Annotated in this window: 13 protein-coding genes; 12 read left to right on the top strand and 1 reads right to left on the bottom strand. The window is 69.2% G+C overall.

Annotated features, from left to right (window positions below):
• Positions 1 to 189: 189 nt before the first annotated feature.
• Together glpK and KBB57_RS02210 are read left to right on the top strand one after the other, a co-directional pair.
• Positions 190 to 1,686, top strand: a complete 1,497-nt coding sequence (gene glpK / locus KBB57_RS02215) for a glycerol kinase GlpK (protein WP_290746123.1) — start codon at positions 190 to 192, stop codon at positions 1,684 to 1,686.
• Positions 1,687 to 1,880: 194 nt separating this feature from the next.
• A complete protein-coding gene (locus tag KBB57_RS02210; RefSeq protein WP_290746121.1) occupies positions 1,881 to 3,407 on the top strand; it encodes a TIR domain-containing protein in 1,527 nt (508 codons plus the stop codon).
• 102 nt (positions 3,408 to 3,509) lie between these two features.
• Here the strand turns inward: KBB57_RS02210 and KBB57_RS02205 are convergent, their stop codons facing one another.
• Complete coding sequence (locus KBB57_RS02205) at positions 3,510 to 3,758, bottom strand: BrnA antitoxin family protein (RefSeq protein WP_290746119.1); 249 nt, start codon at positions 3,756 to 3,758, stop codon at positions 3,510 to 3,512.
• Between the two features lie 175 nt (positions 3,759 to 3,933).
• Here KBB57_RS02205 and gap point away from each other — a divergent pair, with 175 nt between their 5' ends.
• The 10 genes from gap (at position 3,934) to KBB57_RS02155 (ending at position 12,774) form a co-directional block, all read left to right on the top strand.
• The gene (gene gap / locus KBB57_RS02200; protein ID WP_290746117.1) at positions 3,934 to 4,935 is read left to right on the top strand and encodes a type I glyceraldehyde-3-phosphate dehydrogenase; all 1,002 of its coding nucleotides are present in this window, start codon (positions 3,934 to 3,936) and stop codon (positions 4,933 to 4,935) included.
• Between the two features lie 133 nt (positions 4,936 to 5,068).
• Positions 5,069 to 6,433, top strand: a complete 1,365-nt coding sequence (locus KBB57_RS02195) for a glutamine synthetase family protein (RefSeq protein ID WP_290746115.1) — start codon at positions 5,069 to 5,071, stop codon at positions 6,431 to 6,433.
• Positions 6,434 to 6,503: 70 nt separating this feature from the next.
• The gene (locus KBB57_RS02190; protein WP_290746112.1) at positions 6,504 to 6,887 is read left to right on the top strand and encodes a hypothetical protein; all 384 of its coding nucleotides are present in this window, start codon (positions 6,504 to 6,506) and stop codon (positions 6,885 to 6,887) included.
• Positions 6,888 to 6,889: 2 nt separating this feature from the next.
• Complete coding sequence (locus KBB57_RS02185; protein WP_290746109.1) at positions 6,890 to 7,300, top strand: type II toxin-antitoxin system VapC family toxin; 411 nt, start codon at positions 6,890 to 6,892, stop codon at positions 7,298 to 7,300.
• Positions 7,301 to 7,312: 12 nt separating this feature from the next.
• The gene (locus tag KBB57_RS02180; protein WP_290746106.1) at positions 7,313 to 8,701 is read left to right on the top strand and encodes an aldehyde dehydrogenase family protein; all 1,389 of its coding nucleotides are present in this window, start codon (positions 7,313 to 7,315) and stop codon (positions 8,699 to 8,701) included.
• Between the two features lie 124 nt (positions 8,702 to 8,825).
• On the top strand, positions 8,826 to 9,080 hold the full coding sequence (locus tag KBB57_RS02175; RefSeq protein ID WP_290746104.1) for a PepSY domain-containing protein: 255 nt from the start codon (positions 8,826 to 8,828) through the stop codon (positions 9,078 to 9,080).
• Positions 9,080 to 9,625, top strand: a complete 546-nt coding sequence (locus tag KBB57_RS02170; RefSeq protein ID WP_290746101.1) for a cytochrome b/b6 domain-containing protein — start codon at positions 9,080 to 9,082, stop codon at positions 9,623 to 9,625. The genes KBB57_RS02175 and KBB57_RS02170 overlap by 1 nt, the downstream gene beginning before the upstream one ends.
• Positions 9,626 to 9,637: 12 nt before the next feature.
• A complete protein-coding gene (locus KBB57_RS02165) occupies positions 9,638 to 10,156 on the top strand; it encodes a helix-turn-helix transcriptional regulator (protein WP_290746098.1) in 519 nt (172 codons plus the stop codon).
• Positions 10,157 to 10,208: 52 nt separating this feature from the next.
• Positions 10,209 to 11,363 carry an iron-containing alcohol dehydrogenase gene (locus KBB57_RS02160; protein ID WP_290746095.1) on the top strand — a complete coding sequence of 385 codons (1,155 nt, stop codon included), beginning with the start codon at positions 10,209 to 10,211 and terminating at the stop codon, positions 11,361 to 11,363.
• A 25-nt stretch (positions 11,364 to 11,388) separates the two neighbouring features.
• Positions 11,389 to 12,774 carry a M20/M25/M40 family metallo-hydrolase gene (locus KBB57_RS02155; protein WP_290746092.1) on the top strand — a complete coding sequence of 462 codons (1,386 nt, stop codon included), beginning with the start codon at positions 11,389 to 11,391 and terminating at the stop codon, positions 12,772 to 12,774.
• Positions 12,775 to 13,098: the final 324 nt, after the last annotated feature.

The following is a 13,098-nucleotide window of genomic DNA, read 5'->3' as shown; positions in this document are numbered from 1 at the left end:
AACCCAGCTCGTTCCCTCATAGGCCGGCCCCGGCCGCGCGGCAACAGCCTGCCGGCCCCCGCGCGCCCCGCCCGCCGCGACGCGCCCGCCAGAGGCGCGCCGGGCGCGGCAACGGCTTGCCGGCCCGCCCCGCACGCCGCTAGGCTCGGGCGACGCCGCCCGCCAGAGGCGCGCCGGGAGGGGATCGCCATGACCCATGTGCTCGCCATCGACCAGGGCACCACCTCGAGCCGCGCGCTCGTCTTCGACGAAAGGCTGGGCCTCGTCGCCGCCGCGCAGAAGGAGTTCCCCCAGCACTTCCCCCGCTCCGGCTGGGTCGAGCACGACCCGGCCGACATCTGGTCCTCGACCGCCGGCGTCGCCCGCGCCGCCGTCGAGCGCGCCGGCCTCGCGCCCTCCGACATCGCCGCCATCGGCGTCACCAACCAGCGCGAGACCACCATCGTCTGGGACCGCGCCACCGGCGAGCCGATCCACCCCGCCATCGTCTGGCAGGACCGCCGCACCGCGCCGACCTGCGCCCGCCTGCGCGACGAGGGCCACGAGCCCATGATCGCCGAGCGCACCGGGCTCCTGCTCGACCCGTATTTCTCCGGGACCAAGGTCGCGTGGATCCTCGACGCGGTCGAGGGCGCGCGCGCCCGCGCCGGGCGGGGCGAGCTCGCCTTCGGCACCGTGGACAGCTTCCTGATCTGGCGGATGACCGGCGGCGCCGCGCACGTCACCGACGCGACCAACGCCGCGCGGACGCTGCTCTACGACATCCGGCGGGGTCGCTGGGACCCCGAGATCTGCGGCCTCCTCGGCGTGCCGATGGCGATGCTGCCGGAGGTGCGCGACTGCGCCGCCGAGTTCGGGACCACGCGTCCCGACCTCTTCGGCCGGCCGATCCCGATCCTCGGCGTCGCCGGCGACCAGCAGGCGGCGACGGTCGGGCAGGCCTGCTTCGCGCCCGGGATGCTCAAGGCCACCTACGGGACGGGCTGCTTCGCGCTCCTCAACACCGGGGATGCGCCGACGGCGAGCGCGAACCGGCTGCTGACCACCATCGCCTACCAGTTCGGCGGCCGCCCTACCTACGCGCTCGAGGGCTCGATCTTCGTCGCCGGCGCCGTGGTGCAGTGGCTCCGCGACGGGCTGCGGCTGATCCGCGAGGCCGCCGAGACGCAAGGCCTCGCCATGCAGGCCGACCCGACCCAGGACATCTACCTCGTCCCCGCCTTCACCGGCCTCGGCGCGCCGTGGTGGGACGCCGAGGCCCGCGGCGCGATCTTCGGCCTCACCCGCAACTCCGGCCCGGCCGAGTTCGCCCGGGCGGCGCTGGAGAGCGTCGCCTTCCAGACCCGCGACCTCTACGAGGCGATGCGCCGCGACTGGCCGGGTGACGGCGCGCCCCCGGTGCTGCGCGTCGACGGCGGCATGACGGCGAACGACTGGCTGCTCCAGGGCCTCGCCGACATCCTCGGCGCGCCCGTGGACCGCCCGCGCCTGCGCGAGACGACGGCGATGGGCGCCGCCTGGCTCGCCGGCATGCAGGCCGGGGTATGTCCGGGCCCGGAGGAGTTCGCCCGGTCGTGGTCGCTGGACCGCCGCTTCGAGCCGGCGATGGACGAGGCGCGGCGGGAGGCGAAATATGCGGGGTGGCTGGATGCGGTGCAGCGGACGTTGAGTGGTGGAGGTAGTTAGACGTGCGCCATCTGGGATGCCCCAACGAACGCAAGCAATATACCAGTAGCCTGTTGTGCAACCCAAACGCTGTTCGCGAACTGCACGCTCGTTGGCGTCCGATTGGCGGTATAGGGGGCGAGATCTACAATAAATCTCCGAGAATCTCGCATATCTTTCTATGATTTTCTTTAGCACCAAACGGGAGAGCTTCATTGGCTAAGGTAGAAGAAGTATTTCGTCTGTCCGGAGTTCCAACCTTTACATTTGTAAAGCCGACACGCTATGCCGAGATACTTGTCTCTATGAGGACCCCTGGACGATGCCTTGTGATCGAGGGTCCATCCGGAATTGGTAAAACCTCCGTCGTTATTCGTATACTTCAAGAGCTTGGATTAGAAGCTCAAGCATCGTTTTTGTCAGCACGAAGACCGAACGACGTAGAGTACATAGAGAGCATTCCAGAATTGGCAAGCATTGGTACAGTTGTAGTGGATGATTTTCACCGACTTAGCGATGAGACAAAGGCCAGCCTATCTGACTACATGAAGGTTCTAGCAGATAGTGAGGATGCAAATTCAAAGCTAGTTTTGATTGGGATAAACAAAATTGGACAGCAACTTGTGAAGGTTGCGCATGATCTTGGCCTTAGATTGGACGTGTACCGCCTAGAGTCTAATCCTGACGAGTCCATATATGATTTAATTGAACTTGGCGAGAGTGCGCTCAATGTTGTAATTAACTCCAAAGAAGATATAATAAGGAGATGTCAGGGGAGCTTCCAGCTAGCTCAGCTTATTTGTCATAAGGTTTGCGTTTTGGGCGGAATTTCAATAACTAGCGAGCAAAAGATAGAGATCACCACGTCGGTAAACGGAGTTGTCGAGGATATACTCGGCGACTTATCTAGAGTCTTTAAGGATGTTACGGTAAATTTTGCGCGTGGCTCAAAAATTCGAAGAGAGGGTCGAGCCCCTTATCTTCACATGCTAAAGTGGCTATCGGAAAGCGACGAGTGGTCGGTGGACCTGACTGACGCAGTGGCCGTGCACCCGCACATGAAGGGAAGCATAGGGCAGGTTTTGGATAAGGGACACCTCGCGACCCTCTTGGCGGACAAGGAAAAAGGGTTAGATTCGTACTTTCACTACGAGATATCAACTTCAGTACTTTCAGTTGAAGATCCTAGACTAGTGTTCTATTTAAAGAACCTCGTTTGGCGTGTTTTTACTAAACAGGTTGGATACAAAGCTGAATACTTCCCCAATAGGTATGACTTTGCACTTTCCTTCGCCGGGGCTGACAGAGATGTTGCGCTCGCCATTTTTGAAAAACTTATGGAGCACGAATTGGAGGTATTCTACGACGAAAATGAGCAGCACAGAATAATTGCACAAAATGTAGAGGATTATTTAGCGCCTATTTATAGAAGTGAAGCTAAATACGTGATTGCCCTCATGTCACCCGAGTATCCGACCAGAATTTGGACCAAGTTCGAGAGTGACGCATTTAGAGAAAGATTCGGCTCAAATGAAGTTATTCCCATTCGATATCGGACGGTGAAATCTGGGTTCTTTACAGACGATGCGAAATATGGCGGCCTTTCATTTGATCCATCCGCCGGTACAGAAGAGCAAGTGTCCGAGATCGTTGAGCAACTGTGCGCGCGTCTCGCAGAAGATCGACTGGCTGGAGCGGCTGCGCTTGCGGCGGAATTGAAAGAAGACAAAGAGAGTAGCTAAGCCGCTACAGGACCAGTATGGACGGGCAAAGAAAAGCGGCGGGCAACTTATCGGCTGACCTCACCGCAGACCTGCCGGGCCATATCGGCGAAGCGCCTCTCCTCAGATCAAATCCCCCTTCCAGTCCCGGCCCCCCCGCCGCTCGATCTCCTTCGAGACCACCGCGAGCATGTAGGCGCGCAGGACCGCGTTCATGCGGGCCTGGCAGCCCTCGCCGAGGCCGCGGCGCCAGCGGGCAACGTCGGCGTCGAAGGCCGCGGTGATCCGCGTCTTCCTCGGCCGGGTCGGCGCCGCCTTCTCCAGCGTCCGCCAGTCGGGCGGGAGCATCCGCGCCTTGGGCTTGCGGTCCATGGATCGTGCATGCCCCGCGCATCGCGAAAATCCCGGCCGGCCAGCCGCTTGCCCGTCGCGTCGGCCCGGGCGCCGCCCGGCCTTCCGCGCCCGCGCTTGCGGCGCGGCGCGGGGGGCTGTATCCCACGCGAGCCGAATTCCTCGGTCGTTTCGGGAACGCAGATAGGGGGACGCCATGGCCGTGAAGGTCGCCATCAACGGCTTCGGCCGCATCGGACGCAACGTGTTGCGCGCGATCGTGGAATCGGGACGCGACGATATCGAGGTGGTCGCGATCAACGACCTCGGCCCGGTCGAGACCAACGCCCATCTGGTGCGCTACGACAGCGTCCACGGCCGCTTCCCGGGCAAGGTCACCGTCTCCGGCGACACCATCGACGTCGGCCGCGGCCCGATCAAGGTGACGGCCGTCCGCAACCCGGCCGAGCTGCCCTGGGGCGACGTCGACATCGCCCTGGAATGCACCGGCATCTTCACCGACAAGGAGAAGGCGAAGGTCCACCTGCAGAACGGCTCCAAGCGCGTCCTCGTCTCGGCGCCCTCGGCCGGCGCGGACAAGACCATCGTCTTCGGCGTCAACGACAAGACGCTGACCAAGGACGACCTCGTCGTCTCGAACGCCTCCTGCACGACGAACTGCCTCTCGCCGGTCGCCTACGTGCTCGACAAGGCCGTCGGCATCGAGAAGGGCTTCATGACGACGATCCACTCCTACACGGGCGACCAGCCGACGCTCGACACGATGCACAAGGACCTCTACCGCGCCCGCGCCGCGGCGCTCTCGATGATCCCGACCTCGACCGGCGCCGCCAAGGCCGTCGGCCTCGTGCTGCCGCAACTGAATGGCAAGCTCGACGGCGTGGCGATCCGGGTGCCGACGCCGAACGTCTCGGTGGTGGACCTCGTCTTCATCGCTCGCAAGGCGACCAGCAAGGACGAGGTGAACGCCGCGATCAAGGCGGCGGCCGACGGCGAGCTGAACGGCATCCTCGGTTACACCGACGAGCCGAACGTGTCGTCGGACTTCAACCACGACCCGCATTCCTCGGTCTTCCACATGGACCAGACCAAGGTGATGGACGGAACGATGGTGCGCATCCTCACCTGGTACGACAACGAGTGGGGCTTCTCCAACCGCATGGCCGACACCGCCGTCGCCATGGGCAAGCTGATCTGACCCGCCCCGGCGCGGCGCCCGCGCCGCGCCCGCCTTGCGACCATGGCGTGGCGGAGCCCCGCCGCCGCGCCCGCCTTGCGCGGTCCCGCGCGCCCCGATAGCCTCGCGCCGAAAGCTGCGGCGGGGGAACGGAATGCGGGGCGCGCTCACGATCGAAGAGCTGCAGCAGGCGGTCGCGGAGGGCGCGATCGACACGGTCCTCGTGGCGCTCGTCGACATGCAGGGCCGGCTGATGGGCAAGCGGTTCCAGGCCGAGTTCTTCCTCGAGAGCGGCCATCGCGAGACCCATGGCTGCAACTACCTCCTCGCCACCGACCTCGAGATGGAGACGGTCCCGGGCTACAAATCGACGGGCTGGCAGACCGGCTACGGCGACTACGCCCTGAAGCCCGACCTCTCGACGCTGCGGGTCACCCCCTGGCTGCCCGGCACGGCGCTGGTCCTCGCCGACGTGCAGGACCACCGCCACCACGACATCCCGCACTCGCCCCGCGCCATCCTGAAGCGCCAGCGCGCCCGGCTGGAGGCGATGGGGCTCCGGGCGATGATGGCCTCGGAGCTCGAGTTCTTCCTGTTCCGCGAGAGCTTCGAGGAGGTGCAGGCCGCCGGCTACCGCTGGCCGACGCCGATCAGCGCCTACAACGAGGACTACCACATCTTCCAGACCTCGAAGGAGGAGGAGGTGATGCGGGCGATCCGCACCGGGCTGAACGCCGCGGGGATCCCGGTCGAGAACTCCAAGGGCGAGGCCTCGGCCGGACAGGAGGAGATCAACGTCCGCTACGCCGAGGCGCTGGTCTCGGCCGACAACCACGTCATCGTCAAGAACGGCTGCAAGGAGATCGCCTGGTCGAAGGGCCGGGCGCTCACCTTCATGGCGAAGCCCGACACCCGCGCGGCGGGGTCGTCGGCGCATATCCACCAGTCGCTGTGGACGCTCGACGGCGCGCCCGCCTTCCTCGACCCGGCGGGGCCCTACGGCATGTCGACGCTGATGCGGCGCTATCTCGCGGGGCTGCTGGCGCACGCCTCGGAGATCACCTATTTCCTCGCGCCCTACGTCAACTCCTACAAGCGCTTCGCCGCGGGGACCTTCGCGCCGACCAAGGCGATCTGGTCGGCGGACAACCGCACCGCAGGCTATCGCATCGTCGGCGAGGAGACGAAGGCGATCCGCGTCGAGTGCCGCGTCGGCGGCGCCGACCTCAACCCGCACCTCGCCTATGCGGCGCTGCTCGCCGCCGGGATCGACGGGATCGAGCGCGAGCTGGAGCTGGAGCCCGAGTTCCGCGGCGACGCCTACGCCGCGGCGCGCGCCCGCGAGATCCCGACGAACCTCCGCGACGCGGCGGAGGCGCTGCGCAAGTCGAAGGTCCTGCGCGCCGCCCTCGGCGACGACGTGGTCGACCACTACGTCCACGCCGCCCGCTGGGAGATCGCCGAGAGCGACCGCTGCGTCACCGACTGGGACCGCGCCCGCGGCTTCGAGCGGGCGTGACCAACACACACTTGACCTTTGTGCGCCTCGGTGTGAGTTTCTTCGGACCGGCAGCAGGCGGAGCCCGGGGATGAGCAAGTATGAGCCCTTGCGGGACCATCTCCAGCGGCATCGGCGCGAGCAGGTGCCGATGGCCTTCGACGAGATCGAGGCGATCCTCGGCTTCAGCCTGCCGGCCTCGTCGCGCCGCCATCGCACGTGGTGGAGCAACAACGCATCCAACAGCGCCATCACCCGGGCCTGGCTCGACGCCGGCTTCCAGACGGAGCAGGTCGACATGGCCGCCGGGCGTCTGGTTTTCCACCGGTTCGCCGCCGTGGAGCAGGTCGGGACCCCGCGTCCGGGACGCCATCCGCTGCTCGGCTGCATGAAGGGCACCGTGACCTTCGCCCCGGACTTCCGGCCCGGAGAGCCCGCCGATCCGGACTGGGGCGGCGCCGACACGCCGGGCTGAGCGTGCAGCTGCTGCTCGACACCTGCGCCATGCTCTGGCTCGCCGACGGCGGCGAGATCGGCAGGCCCGCCGCGGCCGCGCTCGACGAGGCCTGGCAGGCGGACCGGACCATCTGGGTCTCGCCGATCTCGGCCTGGGAGATCGGGCTCCTCGTCGCCCGGGGACGGGTCTCGCTCTCCGCCCATCCATCGGCGTGGTTCCGGCGGGTGCTCGCGCAGCCGGGGATCGATCTCTGCGCCCTCGACCCGGACGTGCTCATCGACTCGTCGAGCCTGCCGGGCGCGCCGCCCCGCGACCCTGCCGACCGCATCATCCTGGCGACGGCGCGTAGCCGCCAGTTCCGCATCCTGACCCGCGACCGCGCCATCCTGGACTACGCCCGGGCCGGCCACGTGGCCGCCCTGCCCTGCTGAGGACCGAGCATCGTGACCGACATGATCCGCTGCGTCTCGCCGATCGACGGATCGGTCTATGCCGAGCGCCCCGCCGAGAGCGTGGGCGCGGCGCGCGACCGGCTGGCGCGCGCGCGGGCGGCGCAGAAGGACTGGGCGCGACGGCCGCTGGAGGAGCGGATCGCGCTCGTGCAGGAGGGCGTGGCGCGGCTCGACCGGGTCAACGCCGACGTGGTGACCGAGCTCGCCTGGCAGATGGGCCGCCCCGTCCGCTACGGCGGCGAGATGGGCGGGGTGCGCGAGCGCACCGCCTACATGGCCGGGATCGCCGAGGAGAACCTCGCGCCCCGGGTGATCGAGGAGAGCGAGCGGTTCCTGCGCTACCTCGCCCGCGAGCCGCTCGGGCTCGTCCTCGTGATCGCGCCGTGGAACTACCCCTACCTCACCGCGATCAACACCATCGTCCCGGCGCTGATCGCCGGCAACGCGGTGGCGCTCAAGCACGCGAGCCAGACCCTGCTGGCCGGCGAGCGCCTGGCGCAGGCCTTCGCGCACCTGCCGGAGGGGGTGTTCACCAACCTCCACCTCACCCACGCCGCCACCTCGGAGCTGATCGCCGGGCGCGCGTTCGACTTCATCAACTTCACCGGCTCGGTCGAGGGCGGCCGCGCCATCGAGCGGGCGGCGGCGGGGACCTTCGTCGGCACGGGGCTGGAGCTCGGCGGCAAGGACCCGGGCTACGTCCGCGCCGACGCCAACCTCGACGCCGCGGTGGACGTGCTAATGGACGGCGCGATGTACAACGCCGGCCAGTGCTGCTGCGGCATCGAGCGGATCTACGTCCACCAGAGCCTCTTCGACCCCTTCGTCGAGAAGGCCGCCGCCTGGGCCTCGGGGCTGAGACTCGGCAACCCGCTGGAGAAGGCGACCACCCTCGGCCCGATGGCCAACCGCCGCTTCGCCGAGACGGTCCGTGGCCAGGTCGCCGAGGCGGTCGCGGCGGGGGCCCGGCCGCTGGTCGATCCGGCGCTGTTCCCGGCCGACACCGGCACGGACGCCTACCTCGCGCCGCAGGTGCTGGTCGGCGTCGACCATTCCATGCGGGTGATGACCGAGGAGAGCTTCGGGCCCGTCGTCGGCATCATGCCCGTCTCCGGCGACGAGGAGGCGGTGGCGCTGATGAACGACTGCCGCTACGGGCTGACCGCGTCGATCTGGACCGGGGACGTCGCGGCGGCGGCGGAGATCGGCGCGCGGGTCGAGACCGGCACCGTGTTCATGAACCGCGCCGACTACCTCGACCCGGCGCTGTGCTGGACCGGCTGCAAGGAGACCGGGCGCGGGACCTCGCTCTCCTATCTCGGCTGGCTCAGCCTCACCCGGCCGAAATCCTACCACCTGCGCAAGCAGCTCCCCGGCTGACGCCCCCATAAGCGAATGCTTATGCGCCCGCTTATAAGCGCGACGCCGATGGCGCCGCGCCCGCAGGCGTCGCCATTGCTGTCCCGCCGGCGATGAGGCCGGACGACGCCGATGGGAGACCGCCATGCTGAAACCCGCCCTTTGCCTCGCGGCCGCGCTCGCCGCGGCGCCGGCCTTCGCCGACCCGAACTGCTCCGGCACGCCGATGTCCCTGCCGATGTGGCAGGTCGCCAAGGGCTTCGAGGAGGCCGGCGGCGCGATCCGCGAGATGAAGGTCAGCGACGGCTGCTACGAGATCTACGGCAAGAACGGCGAGACCAAGCTCGAGATCTACTACGACCCCGCCACCGGGGCCGAGCTGCAGCGCGAGGAGGACTGATGCCGGGCGAGGCGGGCGCGGGCGGGGGCATGGGCGCGACCGTCCGGGTCTGGGACCCGCTGCTCCGGGTCCTGCACTGGACGCTGGCCGCCGGCTTCCTCGGCGCCTTCGCGCTGACCTCGCCGCGCGGGACGCACGAGACCCTCGGCTGGATCGCCGTCGCCGCGGCGGCCGCGCGCATCCTCTGGGGCTTCGCCGGCCCGCGCCGCGCCCGCTTCGCCGACTTCGTCCCCGGCCCGGCGGGGCTCCTCGCCTACGCCCGGGCGGTCCTGCGCGGGACGGAGCCCCGCCATCTCGGCCACAACCCCGCCGGGGGCGCCATGGTCGTCGCGCTCCTCGCCGTGGTGGCGGGGCTCGGGGCCACCGGCTGGATGATGGGCCTCGACCGCTTCTGGGGCGCGGGCTGGCTCGAGGAACTTCACGAGACCATCGCCGACCTCGGCGTCGGCCTTGTCGTCCTGCACTGGCTGGGCGTAGCCTGGGAGAGCCTGCGCCACCGCGAGAACCTCGTCCTGGCGATGATCACCGGCCGCAAGCGGCCCTGAGGGAGGCGCCAAGTGTCGGCCTGGCTCACGCGAGGGCGGCTGCTGGGGCTCGCCGCCGCGCTCCAGGCGCTCTGCGGCGTGCTCCTCCTCGTCGACATCCTCTCCGAGCTCCCCGAGCTGGCGACGGACCACGGCCACGCGGCGCTGGAGGTCGCCATCGTGACGACGCTGCTCCTCGGCTCGGCGCTGATCGCCGGCGAGGTCCGGCGGATGCAGGCGCGGGCCGAGCGGATGAGCGACCGGCTCAAGGCCGCGAGCGGCGCCTTCGCGGCGCTGGTCACGGAGACCTTCGCCGCCTGGGGCCTGACCCCGGCCGAGCGCGAGGTGGCGCTCCTCACCCTCAAGGGCTTCTCCGCCGCCGAGATCGCGGCCCTGCGCGGCGCGCGCGAGGGGACCGTCCGGGCGCAGGGGGCGGCGGTCTACCGCAAGGCCGGCGTGGCGGGGCGGGCGCAGCTCATCGCGCATTTCGTCGACGACCTGCTGGCCGGGGTCGAGCTCGGCGGCGGAGACGCGGCGCCGAAGGGGCGTTGAACTCCGGACGCGCTTGCCCGTAACTGGTCTCCCGCCGCCTGCGAGACCGATCATGACCACCGCCAACTGGAGCTATCCCACCGCGATCCGCTTCGGCGCCGGGCGCATCGCCGAGCTGGGGGCCGCGTGCAAGGCCGCCGGCATCGCGCGGCCGCTCTTCGTCACCGATCCCGGCATCGCGCCGCTGCCGATCGCCGCCCGCGCCCTCGACGTGATGCGCGCCGACGGGCTCGCTCCCGAGGTGTTCACGGACGTGAAGCCGAACCCGACCGACGCCAACGTCGAGGCCGGCATCGCCGCGCTGCGGGCGGGCGACCACGACGGCGTCGTCGCCTTCGGCGGCGGCTCGGCGCTCGACTGCGGCAAGGTGGTCGCCTTCATGCGCGGGCAGTCGCGGCCGATGTGGGACTTCGAGGACGTCGGCGACTGGTGGACCCGCGCCGACCCCGCCGGCATCGCCCCGATCGTCGCCGTGCCGACCACCGCCGGCACCGGCTCCGAGGTCGGCCGCGCCGGCGTCATCACCAACCTCGCCGAGCACGTGAAGAAGGTGATCTTCCACCCGAAGATGCTGCCGGCGCAGGTGATCCTCGATCCGGAGCTGACCGTCGGCCTGCCGCCGGCGCTGACCGCCGGCACCGGCATGGACGCGCTCGCCCATTGCCTCGAGGCCTACTTCGCCCCCTCCTACCACCCGATGGCCGAGGGGATCGCCGTCGAGGGCGTGCGGCTGGTCAAGGAATACCTGCCGCGGGCCTACCACGACGGGACCGACCTCGAGGCGCGCGGGAACATGCTCTCCGCCGCCGCCATGGGCGCGACCGCGTTCCAGAAGGGCCTCGGCGCCATCCACGCGCTCAGCCACCCGGTCGGCGCCCTCTACGACACCCACCACGGCCTCACCAACGCCGTCTTCATGCCCTACGTGCTCGCCTTCAACCGCGCCGGGATCGCCGACAAGGCCGACCGCCTCGCCGGCTGGCTCGGGCTCGCGGGCGGGCTCGACGGGCTCATCGACTGGGTGCTGGAGCTGCGCCGCGAGCTCGGCGTGCCGCACGACCTCGGCGGCATCCGCGTCGACGACGCGCGCTTCGACGCCATGGCCGCGATGGCGGTGGTCGACCCGACCGCCGGGGGGAACCCCCGCGAGCTCGCCGTCGCCGACGCGCTCGACCTCTACCGGCGCGCCGCCGAAGGCCGGGTCTGAGCCGGCGGGATTTCAGGAGAGAAGCATGTCCGACCTCGACCGCGTCCTCGCCCATATCGACGCCGACCTCGACAACGCGCTCGCGCGCCTCTTCGAGACGCTGCGCATCCGCTCGATCTCGACCGACCCCGCCTTCGCCGGCGCCTGCCGCGACTGCGCCGACTGGCACGCGCGCGACCTCGCCTCGATCGGCTTCGCGGCCGCCGCGCATCCGACCGACGGCCACCCCATCGTGCTCGGCCACCTGCGCGACGGCGACGGCCCCTCGGCGCTCTTCTACGGCCACTACGACGTGCAGCCCGTCGACCCGCTGGAGCTCTGGACCCGCGACCCCTTCGACCCCGCCATCGAGGCGGGCCCGGACGGCACGCGGCAGATCCGCGCCCGCGGCGCCTCCGACGACAAGGGCCAGGTGATGACCTTCGTCGAGGCCTGCCGCGCCTGGAAGGCGGTCACGGGCCGGCTCCCCATCCCGCTCAGCGTGCTGATCGAGGGCGAGGAGGAGAGCGGCGGCGAGCACCTGCCGCCGTTCCTGAAGTCCCGCGCCGCGGAGCTGAAGGCCGACATCGGCCTCATCTGCGACACCGGCATGTGGGACCCGCAGACGCCGATGATCACCACCATGCTGCGCGGCCTCTGCGGCGAGGAGGTGACCATCACCTGCGCCGACCGCGACCTGCATTCCGGCGCCTACGGCTCGGCGGCGCGCAACCCCAACCACGTGCTGGCGCGGATCCTCGCCGACCTCCACGACGACGACGGCCGCGTCACCATCCCCGGCTTCTACGACGGCGTGCGCGAGCTGCCCGACGCGATCCGCGAGAGCTGGGCGCGGCTCGACCTCTCCGCGGCGGAGTTCCTCGGCCCCATCGGCCTCTCCATCCCCGCCGGCGAGAAGGGCCGCAGCGTGCTGGAGCAGGTGACCTCGCGGCCCACGGCCGAGGTGAACGGCATGGGCGGCGGCTACCAGGGCGCCGGGTTCAAGACGGTGATCCCGAGCCGCGCCTCGGCCAAGGTGTCGTTCCGGCTGGTCTTCGACCAGGACCCCGACAAGGTCCGCGCCGCCTTCCGCGACTTCGTGCGGGCGCGCGTTCCCGCGGACTGCAAGGTCGAGTTCACCGAGCACGGCTCCGGCCGCGCGACGGCGTTCTCGCCCGACGGCCCGGCCTTCCGCGCCACCGCCGCGGCGCTCGAGGCGGAATGGGGCCGCCCCCCGGCGATGCTCGGCATGGGCGGCTCGATCCCGATCACCACCGAGATCAAGGAGACGCTCGGCATGGACGTCGTCCTGACCGGCTTCGCCCTCGACGACGACCGCATCCACTCGCCGAACGAGAAATACGACCTCGCGAGCTTCCACCGCGGCATCCGCTCCTGGGCCCGCATCCTCGACGCCCTGTCCCGGAGCTGACTGGGCGCCCGACCAAAGCGGGCTTGCCCGCGAGGCCCGGCGCGACAAGCGAAAGCACAGCTTTCGCCGCGCCGGCGGCCGGAGCGCGTTGGCGCGGAGGCCGGCGGGGGTCCAGATTTCCCCGTCGCGCGCAATCCGTCCGTGAGCGCCCCGGCGAGCGCGGAATCGCGCTCGCCCCCCGCAGGGGCGATCACGGACGGATTTGCCACGGGTCAAATCCGTCTGGCTTCTACGTCGCGACCAGCCTAGGGCCGCGCCCTGTCTCCACTGTCCCGCAGGGCGCGAAAAGACGTCCGCACCATATATATAATTGATTTCATATGG

This window comes from Amaricoccus sp. (genome assembly GCF_017993425.1).
In the GTDB taxonomy this organism is placed as follows: Bacteria; Pseudomonadota; Alphaproteobacteria; order Rhodobacterales; family Rhodobacteraceae; genus Amaricoccus.
This window is presented reverse-complemented; position numbering and strand designations above follow the sequence as displayed.